The organism is Paraburkholderia sp. UCT2 (assembly GCF_014397665.1).
GTDB lineage: Bacteria > Pseudomonadota > Gammaproteobacteria > Burkholderiales > Burkholderiaceae > Paraburkholderia > Paraburkholderia tuberum.
Map to the genome: position 1 here is coordinate 95421 of NZ_VZQO01000005.1, position 15535 is coordinate 110955.

The 15535-nt window shown below is 64.8% G+C and carries 18 protein-coding genes and 1 pseudogene; 3 read left to right on the top strand and 16 right to left on the bottom strand.

Translation table 11 applies throughout. From position 1 onward, the window contains the following. Positions 1–244: 244 nt before the first annotated feature. Both F6X39_RS36595 and F6X39_RS36600 read left to right on the top strand, forming a co-directional pair. Positions 245–514, top strand: a complete 270-nt coding sequence (locus F6X39_RS36595) for a hypothetical protein (RefSeq protein WP_262413491.1) — start codon at positions 245–247, stop codon at positions 512–514. Positions 515–575: 61 nt separating this feature from the next. Further along, entirely contained in the window at positions 576–803 is a 228-nt protein-coding gene (locus tag F6X39_RS36600; protein WP_262413492.1) for a hypothetical protein, read from the top strand. A 12-nt stretch (positions 804–815) separates the two neighbouring features. Here F6X39_RS36600 and ureG read toward each other — a convergent pair whose 3' ends face one another. From ureG to urtA, 15 genes are all read right to left on the bottom strand, one after another. Then, positions 816–1478, bottom strand: coding sequence for an urease accessory protein UreG (ureG, locus tag F6X39_RS06090; RefSeq protein ID WP_187615962.1), 663 nt, complete (start codon positions 1476–1478; stop codon positions 816–818). A gap of 20 nt (positions 1479–1498) precedes the next feature. After that, positions 1499–2179 carry an urease accessory protein UreF gene (locus F6X39_RS06095; RefSeq protein ID WP_187616037.1) on the bottom strand — a complete coding sequence of 227 codons (681 nt, stop codon included), beginning with the start codon at positions 2177–2179 and terminating at the stop codon, positions 1499–1501. Further along, a complete protein-coding gene (gene ureE / locus F6X39_RS06100; protein WP_187615963.1) occupies positions 2166–2801 on the bottom strand; it encodes an urease accessory protein UreE in 636 nt (211 codons plus the stop codon). Before ureE ends, F6X39_RS06095 begins: the two co-directional genes overlap by 14 nt. 2 nt (positions 2802–2803) lie before the next feature. Then, positions 2804–4510 (bottom strand): urease subunit alpha, encoded by a 1707-nt coding sequence (ureC, locus tag F6X39_RS06105; protein WP_187615964.1) that lies wholly within the window; start codon positions 4508–4510, stop codon positions 2804–2806. 87 nt (positions 4511–4597) lie between these two features. Then, on the bottom strand, positions 4598–4903 hold the full coding sequence (locus tag F6X39_RS06110; protein ID WP_018419648.1) for an urease subunit beta: 306 nt from the start codon (positions 4901–4903) through the stop codon (positions 4598–4600). A 25-nt stretch (positions 4904–4928) separates the two neighbouring features. After that, positions 4929–5231: an urease subunit gamma gene (gene ureA / locus F6X39_RS06115; RefSeq protein WP_008923043.1), complete on the bottom strand. Its 303-nt coding sequence runs from the start codon at positions 5229–5231 to the stop codon at positions 4929–4931. A gap of 161 nt (positions 5232–5392) precedes the next feature. Then, positions 5393–6205, bottom strand: a complete 813-nt coding sequence (locus tag F6X39_RS06120; RefSeq protein ID WP_187615965.1) for a transporter substrate-binding domain-containing protein — start codon at positions 6203–6205, stop codon at positions 5393–5395. Positions 6206–6419: 214 nt separating this feature from the next. Next, entirely contained in the window at positions 6420–7289 is an 870-nt protein-coding gene (locus F6X39_RS06125) for an urease accessory protein UreD (RefSeq protein WP_187615966.1), read from the bottom strand. A gap of 71 nt (positions 7290–7360) precedes the next feature. Then, positions 7361–7558 carry a hypothetical protein gene (locus F6X39_RS06130; protein ID WP_187615967.1) on the bottom strand — a complete coding sequence of 66 codons (198 nt, stop codon included), beginning with the start codon at positions 7556–7558 and terminating at the stop codon, positions 7361–7363. A 58-nt stretch (positions 7559–7616) separates the two neighbouring features. Further along, positions 7617–7976, bottom strand: a complete 360-nt coding sequence (locus tag F6X39_RS06135; RefSeq protein WP_262413495.1) for a hypothetical protein — start codon at positions 7974–7976, stop codon at positions 7617–7619. A gap of 75 nt (positions 7977–8051) precedes the next feature. Then, positions 8052–8744 (bottom strand): urea ABC transporter ATP-binding subunit UrtE, encoded by a 693-nt coding sequence (urtE, locus tag F6X39_RS06140; RefSeq protein ID WP_018419653.1) that lies wholly within the window; start codon positions 8742–8744, stop codon positions 8052–8054. A gap of 50 nt (positions 8745–8794) precedes the next feature. Continuing rightward, positions 8795–9658 carry an urea ABC transporter ATP-binding protein UrtD gene (gene urtD / locus F6X39_RS06145; protein WP_187611808.1) on the bottom strand — a complete coding sequence of 288 codons (864 nt, stop codon included), beginning with the start codon at positions 9656–9658 and terminating at the stop codon, positions 8795–8797. Further along, positions 9658–10857 (bottom strand): urea ABC transporter permease subunit UrtC, encoded by a 1200-nt coding sequence (gene urtC / locus F6X39_RS06150; RefSeq protein ID WP_184020924.1) that lies wholly within the window; start codon positions 10855–10857, stop codon positions 9658–9660. Before urtC ends, urtD begins: the two co-directional genes overlap by 1 nt. A gap of 1 nt (position 10858) precedes the next feature. Further along, the gene (gene urtB, locus F6X39_RS06155; RefSeq protein WP_187616039.1) at positions 10859–12493 is read right to left on the bottom strand and encodes an urea ABC transporter permease subunit UrtB; all 1635 of its coding nucleotides are present in this window, start codon (positions 12491–12493) and stop codon (positions 10859–10861) included. Positions 12494–12770: 277 nt separating this feature from the next. Beyond that, positions 12771–14069, bottom strand: a complete 1299-nt coding sequence (gene urtA, locus F6X39_RS06160; RefSeq protein WP_184020929.1) for an urea ABC transporter substrate-binding protein — start codon at positions 14067–14069, stop codon at positions 12771–12773. Positions 14070–14446: 377 nt separating this feature from the next. On the opposite strand from urtA, the pseudogene F6X39_RS06165 reads away from it, so the two are divergent. Next, positions 14447–14964, top strand: a pseudogene (locus tag F6X39_RS06165) (aminotransferase class III-fold pyridoxal phosphate-dependent enzyme); the annotation flags it as partial. Between the two features lie 138 nt (positions 14965–15102). Here the strand turns inward: F6X39_RS06165 and F6X39_RS37555 are convergent. Then, positions 15103–15528, bottom strand: a complete 426-nt coding sequence (locus tag F6X39_RS37555; protein ID WP_410449882.1) for an STY0301 family protein — start codon at positions 15526–15528, stop codon at positions 15103–15105. Positions 15529–15535: the final 7 nt, after the last annotated feature.

Sequence of the window (15535 nt, forward strand, 5' to 3'; positions counted from 1 at the left end):
CCACATATTTGCGCGTATCAGTGAGATATGAGCAAATGTTCTCACGCTCACATCTGAAGCCTCAGCGTACCACTGGATCCGTCGCAAAATCTTCAAAGCTAGCATGTCGCTGGTTGGACCAATCGCTTTTTCACCTCTGGCAATGACACTTTTCTCCCAACTGGGTTTTCGGTGGGATCGCCCCGCGATTCCACCAGACGTTCCCGTCCATCCGGTCAAACGTGTATGTTCCCGTTTTCACCGAATGCTGCCGGAGTTCGTGTGGGACGCAGGCGTACTCGAAGGGAATCCGTCGACGTTCGTCGAGGTGAAGACATTGCTCGACGGCGTCACCGCCGGTGGTCGGAAGATATCCGATCATGAGCAGATTTTGAACCTCGCGAACGCTTCAAAGCGTTTGCTGGCGCTGTTGCGGAATGATCGATTCACGCTCGCCAAGCTTACGTTCGGCGATTTGCAGAGCCACGTGGCAGCGCGTAACGTAGCGCTCGAGTGGGGGCGTTTTCCGAGGTGAAGGTGAACAAACGCGCTCTACGCCCGACGTCGCGCTGGGTGATGCGGGGCGGTATACGCCTTTGCCTACCGTGCCGGGTGCTCCAGAGCTCAACTGGGTTTTCGGCGCAGGGACCCGCGCGCTCAGCGAAGAAGTCTCCAATCCATTCGAGCGCGGCTGCGCGTTCTTCCTGTTCGGCGCGTTGCAGCAGTTTTTCTTCGACGGCAACGAAAAGATGGTGCGCTTCTATCTATCGAAGGATGGCACCGAAATGATGGCATTCCTGCGCGAATGCCATCCTGGCGAGTGAAGCGTCACTTGCTTACACCTTCAACAACCCCTTCTTTTCAATAAACTTCACCACATCATCAAGACCCTCGAGCGCCTTCAGATTGCACATCACAAACGGCCGCTCGCCGCGCATCTTCTTCGCATCGGATGCCATCACATCGAGGTTCGCGCCCACCATCGGCGCGAGATCGGTCTTGTTGATCACGAGCAGATCCGACTTCGTGATGCCGGGTCCGCCCTTGCGCGGAATCTTCTCGCCGCCCGCGACGTCGATCACGTAGATCGTCAGGTCCGACAGCTCCGGGCTGAAAGTCGCCGCGAGGTTGTCGCCGCCCGATTCGATGAACACGATGTCCGCATCCGGAAAACGCGTGAGCATGCGGTCGACCGCTTCGAGGTTGATCGATGCGTCCTCGCGGATCGCGGTGTGCGGGCAGCCGCCCGTCTCGACGCCCATGATGCGCTCGGCCGGCAGCGCGCCCGCGACGGTCAGCAGACGCTGATCCTCTTTCGTATAGATGTCGTTCGTGATCGCGACGAGGTCGTACTGGTCGCGCATCGCCTTGCACAGCATTTCGAGCAGCGTGGTCTTGCCCGAGCCAACCGGGCCGCCGACGCCCACGCGCAGCGGCGGCAGCTTCTTCGTGCGGATCTGGCTCGCGGTATGGGAAGCGGAATGATGAGATGCGTTCATGATGGATCGTGGGAATCGTGCTACGAGCGGAAGAGCCGCGAATACTGCGACTCGTGGCGCGCCGACAGAATGCCGAGCTGCGGCGCGAACGTGTTGAGGTCGTCACGCGAGGTCGCGAGCGCGCGCGCGACGGCCGCGTCGATCGGCTCACGCAGCGCGACGATGATGCGTTGCCCCGCGAGTTGGCCGAGCGGCACCGCCTTCAACGCGGCGGCGGCCTGGTTCTCGACCCAGCTGAACGCATAGGCGGCGAGCGCGGCATCGACCGGAGCATCGTGCGCATAGGCGGCGAACGCGAACGCGCTCGGCTGCGCGAGTGGCGTCAGCGACGCGAGCGTTTCGCGCCTCGCCACGTCGCCCCATTCGAGCGACACGCACAGCTGTCGCAGCGACCAGCCCATCTGCTCGGTTTCGCGGCGCAGTTCGGCGGACTCGCGACTCGCGAGGAATTCGGCGTTGGCGTCGGCGAGTTCCACGGCGTCGTGCGTACGCCAGCGTTCGATCTGCTGCGCGAGGAACGGCAACTCGCCGCGCGCGAGCACGTCGGTCAGGCCGCGTTCGATCCATATGCGCGCGGAGTCGGCATCGGTGATGAGCTGCGCTTCAATCGCCGCTTCGAGACCCTGCGAATAGCTGAACGCGCCAATCGGCAGTGCTGGCGACGCGAGATGCAGCAGCGCGGTGAATTCAGCGATGCGCATGACGATGCGGGTGGTGTCCATGTCCGCACGATTCGTCGTGCACGTGGTCATGGTCGTGATCGTGCGAGTGCGAAGAGCCCTCATGGGCATGAGCATGCTCATGCCCATGATGCTCACCAAACACCTGCTGCGCGATCGCATAGTCCTCGGCGAACGTCTCGTCGTGCCCATGCTTATGTCCGCCGCCATACGCCCCGGCTTCAGGCTGAAACGGCAGCGACACCTGCTCGACCGTCGCGCCGATGCGCTTGAGCATGTCGGCGAGCACCGGATCGTATTCGAGTTTCAGATAATCGGCGCCCACTTCGACCGGCGTATGACGATTACCGAGGTGATAGGCGGCGCGCGTCAACGTCAACGCGTCCGATGCGCGTACGACAAGCACGGCTTCATCAGCCGCAACGACACGCACGAGCCCGCCATCATCGGCGACGAGCACGTCGCCATCGCGCAGCACGGTGCCGCGCGGCAACAGCAATGCGACTTCCTCGCCGTCATCGAGCGTCGCGGCGAGACGGCTCTTGCGACGTTCATCGAACGCGAGCGTCAAGGTCGGCGCGCGCTTGACGAGTACCGGCGCGATCTTCAGATGCGGCGCGAGAAGTTTGCTCAGTGTACGCATGATCAGAACAGGAAATAGCGTTGCGCCATCGGCAGCACGGTGGCCGGATCGCAGGTCAGCAACTGGCCGTCGGCGATCACCTGGTAGGTTTCCGGATCGACGCTGATGTTCGGGCGCCACGCGTTGTGAATCATGTCGGCCTTCGTCACGTTGCGGCAGTTCTTCACCGCGACGATGCGCTTGTGCAAACCATAGCGTTCGGCCACATTCGCATCGGCGGCGAGCTGCGACACGAAGGTCAGCGACGTGCGGCCCAGCGCTCCCCCGCGCGTCGCGAACATCTCGCGATAGTGCACGGGCTGCGGCGTCGGAATCGACGCATTCGGATCGCCCATCTGCGCCATCGCGATCATGCCGCCCTTCAGGATCAGCGACGGCTTGATGCCAAAGAACGCCGGCTCCCATAACACGAGGTCGGCCCACTTGCCCGGTTCGATCGAACCGACTTCATGCGCGATGCCGTGCGTGATCGCCGGATTGATCGTGTACTTCGCGACATAGCGTTTCGCGCGGAAATTGTCGTGGCGCGCGTTGTCCTCGGGCAGCGCGCCGCGTTGCACCTTCATCTTGTGCGCGGTTTGCCACGTGCGGATGATCACTTCGCCGACGCGGCCCATCGCCTGCGAATCCGAAGAAAGCATCGACAGCGCGCCGAGATCGTGCAGGATGTCCTCGGCGGCGATCGTCTCGCGGCGAATCCGCGATTCGGCGAACGCGATGTCTTCGGCAATCGACGGATCGAGGTGATGGCACACCATCAGCATGTCGAGATGCTCGTCGAGCGTGTTGACCGTGTAGGGCCGCGTCGGATTCGTCGACGACGGCAGCACGTTCGCTTCGCCGCACACCTTGATGATGTCCGGGGCGTGGCCGCCGCCCGCGCCTTCGGTGTGATACGTGTGGATCGTGCGGCCCTTGAACGCGGCGACGGTCGCTTCGACGAAGCCCGCTTCGTTTAGCGTATCCGTGTGGATCGCGACCTGCGTGTCGGTATCGTCGGCGACGCCAAGGCAGTTGTCGATCGCCGCGGGCGTCGTGCCCCAGTCCTCGTGCAGCTTCAAACCGATCGCGCCCGCGGCGATCTGTTCGGTCAGCGGGGCCGGCTGGCTCACGTTGCCCTTGCCGAGAAAGCCGAGGTTCATCGGATAGCCGTCGGCCGCTTGCAACATGCGTTCGAGATGCCACGGCCCCGGCGTGCAGGTGGTCGCATTCGTGCCGGTCGCGGGGCCGGTGCCGCCGCCGAGCATCGTCGTCACGCCGCTCGCGAGCGCTTCCTCGATCTGCTGCGGGCTGATGAAGTGGATGTGCGTATCGATGCCGCCCGCGGTCACGATCAGCCCTTCGCCCGCGATCACTTCGGTGGCCGCGCCAATCGCGATCGTCACGTTCGGCTGGATGTCGGGATTGCCGGCCTTGCCGATCGCCGCGATGCGGCCGTCCTTGATGCCGATGTCGGCCTTTACGATGCCCCAGTGATCGAGGATCACCGCGTTCGTCACGACGGTATCGACGACCTCGGCATGCACGCGCTGCGACTGGCCCATGCCGTCGCGAATCACCTTGCCGCCGCCGAACTTGACCTCTTCGCCGTAGGTCGTGAAGTCGCGCTCGATCTCGATCAGCAGTTCGGTGTCGGCGAGGCGCACGCGGTCGCCGGTGGTGGGGCCGAACATCTCCGCGTACGCGCGGCGGCCAATGCGTAGTGTCATGGTGTGGGTCCGGAATGAGCTACAAGCGAGCGACAGGCAAGGCAAGGCGGAGCAGGGCGGTCGAAACGCCAGGGCGCGGGCAGCGCATCACAGCTTGCCCATCACCTTGCCGTTGAAGCCGTAGACGATGCGCTCGCCGGCCAGCGCGACGAGTTCGACCGTGCGCTCCTGACCGGGCTCGAAGCGCACCGCGGTGCCCGCCGCGATGTTCAGGCGAAAGCCGCGCGCCGCTTCGCGATCGAACGACAGCGCGTCGTTCACCTCGTAGAAATGATAATGCGAGCCGATCTGCACGGGACGGTCGCCGGTATTCGACACGACCACCGTGACCGTCGCGCGGCCCGCGTTCAGTTCGTGCTCGCCGTCGTCGATGAGGAGTTCGCCGGGAATCATGGGGCCAGCCTTGACGAAGAGGAGTTCAGGGAATCGGGTGATGGACGGTGACGAGCTTGGTGCCGTCGGGAAACGTCGCTTCGACCTGGATGTCGGGGATCATCTCGGGCACGCCCTCCATCACGTCGGCGCGCGTGAGCAGCGTGGTGCCATAGTGCATCACCTCGGCGACGCTCTTGCCGTCGCGCGCGGCTTCCATCAGCGCGGCGGTGATGAAGGCGACCGCCTCCGGATAGTTCAGCTTGAGGCCGCGCGCGCGGCGCCGTTCGGCGAGCAGCGCGGCGGTGAAGATCAGCAGCTTGTCCTTCTCGCGAGGTGTCAGCTTCATCGGGTGTGGGTCTCGGCGTTTGATGTGTCGTGGCGGCGTCGTGTTCGCGTCGCGGTGACGGGGGCCTGGCGTCGCGCGATCATCCGGTCACGGTATCAAGTCCGGCTAACGGCGCGCTTACAACTACGTTTGCGACCGCGCGTGCCACCGCGTCTGCAGAATTACAGGTCGGCGGGCAGCGGTGCGCCGAACCACTTCTTCGACATCGCACCGAGCGTGCCGTCGTGTTTGGCCTGGGCGATCGCGGCATCGACCTTCTGTTGCAGGCGCGGCTCATTCTTGTTCATGCCGACGAAGCACGGCGAGTTCTTGATCACGAACTTCGGCTCCGGACGGCGCGGCGGATTCTTCGCCAGGATCGCGGCCGCGACGATATTGCCGGCCGCGATCAGCTGCACCTGGCCGGACAGGAACGCGGCGATCGTCGCGTTGTTGTCCTCGAAGCGCTTGATCGTCGCGTTCGGCGCCATCTGCGTGAGACCGATTTCCTCGAGCGCGCCGCGCGTCGCGCCGACGGTCTTGCCGGTGAGATCGGCGGGACCGCTCACCTTGATGTCGGCGGGACCGAACACGCCCTGGTAGTACGGCGCGTACGCGCTCGAAAAGTCGATCACCTTCTCGCGCTCGGGCGTTTTGCCGAGCGACGAGATCACGAGGTCGACCTTGCCCGTTTGCAGATACGGAATGCGGTTCGCGCTGTTGACCGGCACGAGTTCGAGCTTCACGTTCATCGCTTTGGCGAGCAGCGCGGCCGTGTCGATGTCATAGCCCTGCGGCTTCATGTCGGGGCCGACCGCGCCGAACGGCGGATAGTCCTCGGGCACGGCGACCTTCAGCACGCCGGCCTTGGCGATGTTGTCGAGCGTGTCGGCGTGCGCGGGGCCCGCATGAAACGCGAGATCGGCGACGATGGGCAGGGCGATCAATGCGGCCAGCAAGGCGCGGCGCGCGGAGCGGGGGAGAGTGCGGGTCATGGGCGTGAGCAGTGGTGGTGTCGTGGGTGTCGGGTCGTCGCTGGCTTCATCGTGGCCGGCCGCGAAGTGGCGAGTGCAATGCAAGCTGTGTGCCATCCCTCTGCGGCGTGGCGCGGCGGCGTGCTGCGCCAGTTCGCGCACATGGTTGGGGCGTGCGCGTGCGCCGCCTTGGTGCGCAAAGAGCGTGATGAAGACGAAAGCGGGAAGCGCGCTGTCAGGTCGACCAGATCCGCAACGGCACCGCCGCGACACCATGCACGACCGGCCGCAATTGCAGCCAACAGCGCGTGAGCGCGTGCTGCAGCGTTTCCATCGAGCGCGACACCGCACGCACGAGCAGCACGCCGTTCGTCACGCACGAGGCGGCTGCTCGCAACGTGTCGTCGAACGGCAGTTGCGCGCTCAGCGATTCGGCGAGCGCGTCGTCGCAAGCGGCGCCTACGGCCCACAGCGTGCCGTAGGCTGGAAAGCCGGCGAGCCCCTGCGGCGCGTCGCGCAGCGGATCGTCGGCGGTGAGGCTCGCGCGTTCGAACCACAGCAGCTCGCCATTCGCGCCGACGATGCGCGACACCGCGCGCAAGCTACCCGCCGACCAGCGTTCGCCGGCCGCCTGACGTCCGAGCTGGGTCGCGTCCCAGCCGATCGCGCTCGCGCCGTCGCCGAGCGTCAGCGAAAAATCGAGGTGCGCGTTCGCGTGATCGAACACGATGTTGTTCTGCGGCAGCCAGTCGAGCTTCGCGTGCTCACCGACACGCAGCGCGATGCGCTGCCGCGCCGCGCGGCCGTTCGACTTGTACCACTTGGTTGCGCCCGGCGTCGTCAGCACCGCATGCGTTTGCGCGGCGAGCGTGATGTCGATGTCGAGCTGATCGCCACCCGCGACGCCGCCGGGCGGATGCACGATCACCGCGTGACAGATCGACGGGCCTTCCGGATAGAGCGGCCGCTGCACGCGCAGCGGTCCGTCGTGCAGCCGGTGCGCGAGCGTCGTGCGAGCGTCGCCGCCGACGAAGCCGAGTTCGAGTCGCGCGCGCCACGGCGTGTGCGCGGCGGCGAGCGTGGCGTGGTTTTCGTGAAGCGACATGCGGATGGATGGGGGAATCGGCGTGCGACGAGGATAGCACGCGTGTCGAAGCGCGGAAGCCGCGGCAGCGGCTACGACGCGGTACTCTCGGGCGAGGCTTCGGTGACCGACAGCACCTTGATGCCCTCCCACTGCGGATGCAACAGTCGCAGCAACGCAAGGATCGCGCGGGGGGTGTTTTCCTGGACGGTCAACGAGTCGCTGCCTGTCTGGATGGCTTTCCTGCCATGTTGGCAATACTGATATTCGACGTGAACCGTCACGGACATGCTTTTCTCCCTCTATATCGATGTTGTGTCGCCGACCCAGGCCGTATCGCGGCGGCGTCTAGCGTACGGGTGTCGGCTCGGCGTGATCGTCCACGCCCCGTTCCGCGCGATTGATGAATCCGCAGTCGAGCAATAGCTGACAGAAAGCTTCCGGCGAACACGACGGCCCGGTCGTCCCGGCCATTCTCGCGAGAACGTCGGGGAACGACGCGAGCACGTGCCAGCTGTCGTAATACGCGTGCAGCTGCGGCGCGAGTTCGTTGCCGAGCTTCTCCCAGCGCACCGACAGCATGCCGACCGTACCGCCGCTGTCCACTTCGAATAGACCAAAAGTGACCGCCGACACGACGTTCATCACCCTGCAATAGGAGGCTGGGTTTCTGTAAAACTCGCGTCTGACCTGCTTGTTGTCGTCCATGGTGTCCACCTCGTCGAACCGTTGCGGCGTTGCCTAGCCTGTGTAACGGTTGCGCGGCGGATAACTTGAGCTCGCTTACACGGCAATCAACCCCCTTACCCCATCCGCATCCATGTTCGCCCCCTCGCCGCCCGCGACGATCTCGCCGCGACTCATCACCCAGTAACGATCGGCGATCGCTTTGGCGAAGTCGTAGTACTGCTCGACCAGCAGCACCGTCATGCCCATGTCCTCGACGAGCTGCCGCAGCGTGCGGCCGATGTCCTGGATGATCGACGGCTGGATGCCCTCGGTCGGCTCATCGAGGATCAGCAGTTGCGGCTCGCTCATCAGCGCGCGGCCGATCGCGAGCTGTTGCTGCTGACCGCCGGAGAGATCGCCGCCGCGCCGGTTGCGCATGTCCTTCAGTACCGGGAAAAGCTCGTAGATGCGTTCGGGGATTTTCTTCGGCGCCTTTCTGCTCGCGGCGCCCACCAGCAGATTTTCCTCGACGGTGAGGCGCGGAAAGATATCGCGGCCCTGCGGCACGTAGGCGAGCCCCTGAGCGACGCGGGCATGGGTCGGCAGTTTCATCAACTGTTCGCCGCGCCATGCGATCGCGCCGCTTTTCGCGGGCACGACGCCCATCAGGCAGCGCAGCAGCGTGGTCTTGCCGACGCCGTTGCGCCCGAGCAGCACCGTCAGCTTGCCGTCGGGCACCGTGAGCTTCACGTCGCGCAGAATATGGCTGCCGCCGTAGTATTGGTTCAGTCGGTCTACTTCGAGCATGGTTCAGTCATCCGGTCGGGTTGACGATGCGGTGCCGCTTCCAGCAGCAATCAGCGGCCTAGATAAGACTCGATCACCGTCTCGTCGCGCTTGACTTCGTCGAGCGTGCCGTGCGCGAGCACGCGGCCTTCGGCCATCACCGTCACCTTGCCTGTGTCGCCCGCGAGCGCCGCGACGAACTCCATGTCGTGCTCGACGACCATCATCGAGCAGGTGCCACGCAGGTGGTTGAGCAATTCGGCGAGTTGCATGGTTTCGTCGTCGGTCATGCCGGCCGCGGGTTCGTCGAGCAGCAGCAGCGCCGGTTGCTGCATCAGCAGCATGCCGATTTCGAGGCGCTGCTTCTGGCCGTGCGATAGCTCGCCGGCGAGCCTTCGCGCTTCGCTTTCCAGCCCGATCAGCGCGAGCGTTTCCTCGATGCGGGCCTGCGCGTCGCCATCGAGCCGCGCGCGCAGCGACGCCCACCAGCCCTTGTCGGTCTTCATCGCGAGTTCGAGGTTTTCCCACACCGGATGCTGCTCGAACACGGTCGGCTTCTGGAACTTGCGGCCGATGCCGGCGCGCGCGATCGCTGGTTCGTTCATGCGCGTGAGATCGATCGACTGGCCGAGAAACACCTTGCCGTGATCGGGCGCGGTCTTGCCCGTGATCACGTCCATCATCGTCGTCTTGCCCGCGCCGTTCGGGCCGATGATGCAGCGCAGTTCGCCCGCGTCGATCGCGAGCGACAGCGCGTTCAGCGCGCGAAAGCCGTCGAAGCTGACCGTCACGTCTTCGAGGTAGAGAATCGTGCCGTGCGATACGTCGATCTCGCCGGGCACGACCGCGTGTCCCATGCTCGCGACGCCGCTCAGCGAGCGTTCCGGTGGTGCTTCGGGCAAATCCAGATCGGGAACCATCGGGTTTTCGTTCATCAGCGGTTCCTTTTACGCGTCAGCAGATCGGCGAGCCCCATGATGCCGTTCGGCAGCAGCAGCGGCACCAGCACGAAGATCAGGCCGAGAAAGAACAGCCAGTATTCGGGGAAGTTCGCCGTGAAGAAACTCTTCGCACCGTTCACGGCGAACGCGCCGATGATGGGGCCGATCAGCGTGCCGCGTCCGCCGACCGCCACCCAGATCGCCATTTCGATCGAGTTGCCCGGCGACATCTCGCCCGGATTGATGATGCCGACCTGCGGCACGTACAACGCGCCCGCGATGCCGCACAGCACCGCCGACACGGTCCACACGAACAGCTTGTACGCGAGCGGGCTGTAGCCGAGGAACATCAGCCGCGTTTCGCCGTCGCGCACCGCGGTCACCACGCGGCCGAGCTTCGACGTGACGATCGCGCGCGCGCCGATGAACGCGGCGATCAGCACCGCGAACGTAATGAGCAGCAATGCGGCGCGCGTGCCCTGATGCGTGATCGGAAAACCGCCGATGCGCTTGAAGTCGGTAAAGCCGTTATTGCCGCCGAAGCCCGTCTCGTTGCGAAAGAACAGCAGCATCGCGGCGAAGGTCATGGCCTGCGTGATGATCGACAGATAGACACCCTTCACGCGTGAGCGGAACGTGAAGAAGCCGAACACCCACGCGAGCACGGCGGGTACCAGCACGACGAGCAAGAGCGCGTAGCCGAGATGTTGCGTGCCCTGCCAGTACCACGGCAGCTGGTGCCAGTCGAGAAACACCATGAAGTCGGGCAGATCGCTGCCGTACTTGCCATCGTGGCCGATCGCGCGCATCAGGTACATGCCGATCGCGTAGCCGCCGAGCGCGAAGAACAAAGCGTGACCCAAACTCAGGATGCCGCAGTAGCCCCACACCAGATCGAGTGCGAGCGCGGCGATCGCATAGCACATGAACTTGCCGGTCAGCGTCATCGCATACGCGGACAGATGCAAGGCGCTCGTCTCCGGAATCACCAGCGCGGCGAACGGCACGCCGAGGCCGAACACGATGATCAGCGCGATCAGCGCGAGCCACGCGCGACGCGACAACAGCGCGGGCCGCGGTGGCAGGCCGAGCGCGAAGCCGGTGTTGGACTCGCGCGCGCCGCCAGCGCCAGCGGCACCGGCGCGCGACGACGAAGCGGAAGCGGGGTCTGCCGATGAAGTAGCCGATGTCATCTCATGCCTCCGCGCTACGGCCCTTCAAGGCGAACATGCCCTGCGGACGCTTCTGGATGAACAGCACGATCAGCACGAGCACCGCGATCTTCGCGAGCACCGCGCCCCAGAACGGTTCGATCGCCTTGCTGACGAGTCCCAGCCCGAAGCCGCCGAGCACGGTGCCCGCGAGTTGGCCGACGCCGCCGAGCACGACCGCCATGAACGAATCGATGATGTAGCTCTGGCCGAGGTCCGGCCCGACATTGCCGATCTGCGACAGCGCGCAGCCGCCGAGCCCCGCGATGCCCGCGCCGAACGCGAACGCATACGAATCGACGCGCGCGGTCTTCACGCCGACGCACGCGGCCATGCGACGGTTCTGCGTGACCGCGCGCACGAACAGACCCAGCCGCGTGCGCGTGAGCACGGCCCACGCGATCGCGACGACGATCAGCGAGAACGCGAGAATCGCGAGCCGGTTGTACGGCAGGATCAGATTCGGCAGCACGGTGACGCCGCCGCTCATCCACGACGGATTGACGACCTGGACGTTCTGCGCGCCGAACAGCATGCGGGTGGCCTGAATCAGGATCAGGCTCACGCCGAAGGTGGTCAGCAGCGTTTCGAGCGGGCGGCCGTACAGGTGCTTCAGCACGAGCCGTTCGAGCACGATGCCGACCAGCGCCGCCGCGACGAACGCGGCCGGTATTGCGAGTAGCGGATACCAGTCGAACGCGTTAGGCGCGAAACGCTGAACGAGGTTCTGCACGACATAGGTCGCGTACGCGCCGATCATCAGGAATTCGCCGTGCGCCATGTTGATCACGCCGATCAGGCCATATGTGATGGCCAGGCCGAGCGCGGCGAGCAGCAGCACGCTGCCGAGCGACAGCCCCGCGAACAGCGTGCCCGCGATCTGGCCGCGGCGCTGGATCGCATCGAGCTCATCGATGCCGCTTTGCGCGGCCGCGCGCACGCGTTCGTCGGCTTCGGCAAACGTGCCGTCGGCTTTCTTCGCGACCAGCGGGCGCAGCAGTTCGTTCATTTCGAGGTCGTGGCGCGCGGCGACCAGTTGCACCGCTTCGAGGCGCTTGGCCGGATCCGGGTCGTGCAATGCGCTCATCGCCCACAGCGTGTCGAGACGTTTCTTCAGAGCGGGATCGGTTTCTTTTGCGCGCGCCGCGTCGACGAGTGGCTTGATCGACGGATCGGGGTTTTGCAGCAGCGCATCGACGGCGGCTGCGCGTGTCGCCTGGTCGGGCGAGGCGAGTTGCAGACCCGACAGCGCGCCCGCCACTTTCGAGCGCAGCAGGTTGTTCAGCGTGACCGGTTGCGCGTCGCTCGTGGCGACGGGCTGGCCGGTGACGGCATCGCGGGTGGCGTCGCCGTCCTGCAGCAGTACCGCGCCTGCGTCGGTGGCGAGCGCGTTGTCGTCGGCGAGCGCCTTGAGCACCGCGAGCGACGCGGCATCGTGCGTCGAGATCAGCTTGTCGATCGCGGCGGACTTCGCCTCGAAGTCGTCGCCCGCGAGCGGCGCGACGTCGGCCTGGGTCAGCGCGAATGCGGCGCCCGGCGCGGCGGCGAGAAGGACCGCGAGCGGCAGCAGGAGCGTCGCGGCGCGTCGTCGTACGGAAGTCGGAAATGAAAACGCCATGATGGCCTTTTGCACTGGGTTGAATCGATGACCCGCTCGAGAGCGCGAGGGCGTCGCGTCAGACGTCGCCGCCGCTTCAGTGGGACGTTGCCGCGCATTGGCGTGCGCGGTCACGCCGCGCGACGCAGCGAACGCGCGGCGGCGGCGCGAAGCGCAGCGCGTCCGGGTCACGCGCGAGCCGCGCGCGCGTCGGCTCGCAGGTCGCGGGTCGCGACCGGAGCGGCGACCCGCGCGCCACACCGCCGCCGCGAGCCGCAACGAGGCTCACGCCGACACGTCATGCGACGCGCGAGCGCCGCAGGAACGCCGGAATCGAGCTGACCACATCCGGCTTGCCAGCATTGCCGGCGATGAACGGGCTCCACGGTTGCGCGCGAATCGGTCCCTTGGTGTGCCACACGACGTTGAACTGGCCATCCGCGCGTACCTCGCCGATCATCACCGGCTTGTGCAGATGGTGGTTGCCGTCCATCTCCAGCGTGAAGCCCGACGGTGCGGCGAAAGTCTGGCCGACCATCGCGACGCGGACCTTGTCGACCTCGGTGCTCTTTGCTTTCTCGACCGCCTGCTTCCACATATGCATGCCGACGAAGGTCGCTTCCATCGGATCGTTGGTCACGCGCTTCGTGCCGCCCGGCAGGTTGTTGTCCTTGACCCACGTGGCCCATTGCTTCTTGAACTTCTCGTTGGTCGGATTGCGCAACGACATGAAGTAGTTCCAGGCCGCGAGATTGCCGACGAGCGGCTTCGTATCGATGCCGCGCAGCTCCTCTTCGCCGACCGAGAACGCGACGACCGGCACATCCGACGCCTTCAGCCCCTGGTTGCCGAGCTCCTTGTAGAACGGCACGTTCGAATCGCCGTTCACGGTCGAAATCACCGCGGTCTTGCCGCCTTGCGAGAAGGTCTTGATGTTCGCGACGATGGTCTGATAGTCGCTGTGACCGAACGGTGTATAGACTTCCTGAATGTCGGCTTCCTGCACGCCCTTCGATTTGAGGAACGCGCGCAGGATCTTGTTGGTCGTGCGCGGATACACATAGTCGGTGCCGAGCAGGAAGAAGCGCTTCGCGCCGCCGCCTTCGGCGCTCATCAGGTATTCGGTCGCGGGAATCGCCTGCTGGTTCGGCGCGGCGCCCGTATAGAACACGTTGCGCGACATTTCCTCGCCTTCGTACTGCACCGGATAGAACAGCAGGCCGTTCAGTTCCTCGAACACCGGCAGCACCGACTTGCGCGACACCGAGGTCCAGCAGCCGAACACGACCGCGCACTTGTCCTGCGTCAGAAGCTGGCGCGCCTTCTCGGCGAACAGCGGCCAGTTCGACGCGGGGTCGACGACCACCGGCTGGATCTGACGGCCCATCACACCGCCGTTCTTGTTGATGTCGGCGATCGTCATCAACGCGGTGTCTTTCAGCGACGTTTCGGAGATCGCCATCGTGCCGGACAGCGAATGCAGGATGCCCACCTTGATCGGGCCGCTATCGGACTGCGCGTGCGCGAACGGCACGCGGCCCGCGAGCGCGAGCGCGCCGGACATGGAGCCGAACTTCAACAGACTGCGACGTTTCATGTGCTTTCCCCTTGTCATTGATGGTCACTGTTTATGAGCGTCGATTTCAGCCAGCCTGGCTGAGCTCGCACGACTAGCCGATCGTCTTCTGCAAGGCACATGCCATGTGACACATTCGGTGCGATGCGCGTGCGATGCCCGTTGCGGCGCGGCTACCGGCGAGAGGGCTGCGCGTCGAGCCATCGATGCCGCGGCGCGAAAGTGGTGCAGTCGCGCGCGCCGCGCCTCGTTCGGGTGCGTGTCGCGCCGCGACGAAGCGCACTTCGCCGCCAGCGAAGCGCCGCTGGCGCGCGCTGGGCATCGGCGGTGCATGGGCGGCATCGGGGCGCCGCGTCTTTGTGCATGACGTGCGCTCTGGCTACTCTGGATGGCCACTGATGCGGAACAAGGAGGCTCGACATGAGCGAACGCGCCGCGGGGTGCTCGCGAGCGCGAAGGGGATGTGTTACACGACGCACGATGGCCGCCGCGTACTCGACGGCACGGCGGGCTTGTGGTGCGTGAACGCGGGCCATTGCCGCGACGAGATCGTCGCGGCGGTGCAGGCGCAGGCCGCGGAAATGGATTTCGCGCAGACCGTCCGGAGGGGACATCCGAAGGCCTTCGAGGCGGCGACGAAAATCGCGCGTCATACGCCGGGCGATCTGAAGCACATCTTCTCTGCGAACCCGGGTTCCGAAGCGGTCGATACCGCGTAGAAGATAGCGCTTGCCTGCTACCACGCAAAAGGCGGAGGGGAGCGCACCCGGTTCATCGGACGCGAGCGCGGCTATCACGGCGTCGGGTTCGGCTGCGGCGGGATTTCGGTCGGTGGTATCGCGTCGAATCGGAAGGCTTTTCAGGTGGGTTGCCGCCGGCGGTCGATCATTTGCCGCATACGCTAAATCTGAAGCAAGGGCGGTGGCTGAGATGTTGAGGGAGACAGCGTAGCGGGAAGCAGGCGGCGCAGGCACAAAAAAGCCGACTCGCGAGGGTCGGCTTTCAGTTTGCCAGTGTCTTAAACCGATGATTCGGGTTCGACTTCAAGGGACTACTAGTCGCAGCTAATCTTCTTGAGGACTCCACCGGGGCCATAAACAAGCCGGCATTCTTTATAGGAAGCAGGTAGTTGCCTTGTAAGCACGATGCCGGTGCCTCCATATCGACACCCGAGCCAGATCGGGACACCGCTTGATCGAAAGCGCCACCAGGCTATTCGCTCGTGGCCCGACAATGCCGTGTCGCTAGTCGGGGCGATGCTTGCGTTCTTTTTCGGATCATCATCAAAGAATGTTATCCCTTGCAAAAAGCGAGGTGACGTATCCATCTGGGGCGTCCATTCTTGGGATATCGGTTGGCTCAATGACTCATTGACTGAAATTGATGGCAAGCACGCCAATTCTGTTGCGCAAGCCTGATTGGCGAGAACGAGGCCAAGTGACGCGATTACCGCCACTACCAGAAGATTTGATTTCACCATTCGATCA

Coding starts and splice junctions, on each gene's coding strand:
- F6X39_RS06120 (WP_187615965.1), bottom strand. CDS start 6,205: ATGACCCGCACTCTCCCCCGCTCCGCGCGCCGCGCCTTGCTGGCCGCA.
- ureA (WP_008923043.1), bottom strand. CDS start 5,231: ATGAAGCTGACACCTCGCGAGAAGGACAAGCTGCTGATCTTCACCGCC.
- F6X39_RS06110 (WP_018419648.1), bottom strand. CDS start 4,903: ATGATTCCCGGCGAACTCCTCATCGACGACGGCGAGCACGAACTGAAC.
- urtE (WP_018419653.1), bottom strand. CDS start 8,744: ATGCTCGAAGTAGACCGACTGAACCAATACTACGGCGGCAGCCATATT.
- urtD (WP_187611808.1), bottom strand. CDS start 9,658: ATGAACGAAAACCCGATGGTTCCCGATCTGGATTTGCCCGAAGCACCA.
- ureC (WP_187615964.1), bottom strand. CDS start 4,510: ATGACACTACGCATTGGCCGCCGCGCGTACGCGGAGATGTTCGGCCCC.
- urtA (WP_184020929.1), bottom strand. CDS start 14,069: ATGAAACGTCGCAGTCTGTTGAAGTTCGGCTCCATGTCCGGCGCGCTC.
- F6X39_RS06095 (WP_187616037.1), bottom strand. CDS start 2,179: ATGCGCATCGCTGAATTCACCGCGCTGCTGCATCTCGCGTCGCCAGCA.
- F6X39_RS06125 (WP_187615966.1), bottom strand. CDS start 7,289: ATGTCGCTTCACGAAAACCACGCCACGCTCGCCGCCGCGCACACGCCG.
- ureG (WP_187615962.1), bottom strand. CDS start 1,478: ATGAACGCATCTCATCATTCCGCTTCCCATACCGCGAGCCAGATCCGC.
- F6X39_RS37555 (WP_410449882.1), bottom strand. CDS start 15,528: ATGGTGAAATCAAATCTTCTGGTAGTGGCGGTAATCGCGTCACTTGGC.
- F6X39_RS06135 (WP_262413495.1), bottom strand. CDS start 7,976: ATGGACGACAACAAGCAGGTCAGACGCGAGTTTTACAGAAACCCAGCC.
- F6X39_RS06130 (WP_187615967.1), bottom strand. CDS start 7,558: ATGTCCGTGACGGTTCACGTCGAATATCAGTATTGCCAACATGGCAGG.
- urtC (WP_184020924.1), bottom strand. CDS start 10,857: ATGACATCGGCTACTTCATCGGCAGACCCCGCTTCCGCTTCGTCGTCG.
- F6X39_RS36595 (WP_262413491.1), top strand. CDS start 245: ATGCTGCCGGAGTTCGTGTGGGACGCAGGCGTACTCGAAGGGAATCCG.
- urtB (WP_187616039.1), bottom strand. CDS start 12,493: ATGGCGTTTTCATTTCCGACTTCCGTACGACGACGCGCCGCGACGCTC.
- ureE (WP_187615963.1), bottom strand. CDS start 2,801: ATGCGTACACTGAGCAAACTTCTCGCGCCGCATCTGAAGATCGCGCCG.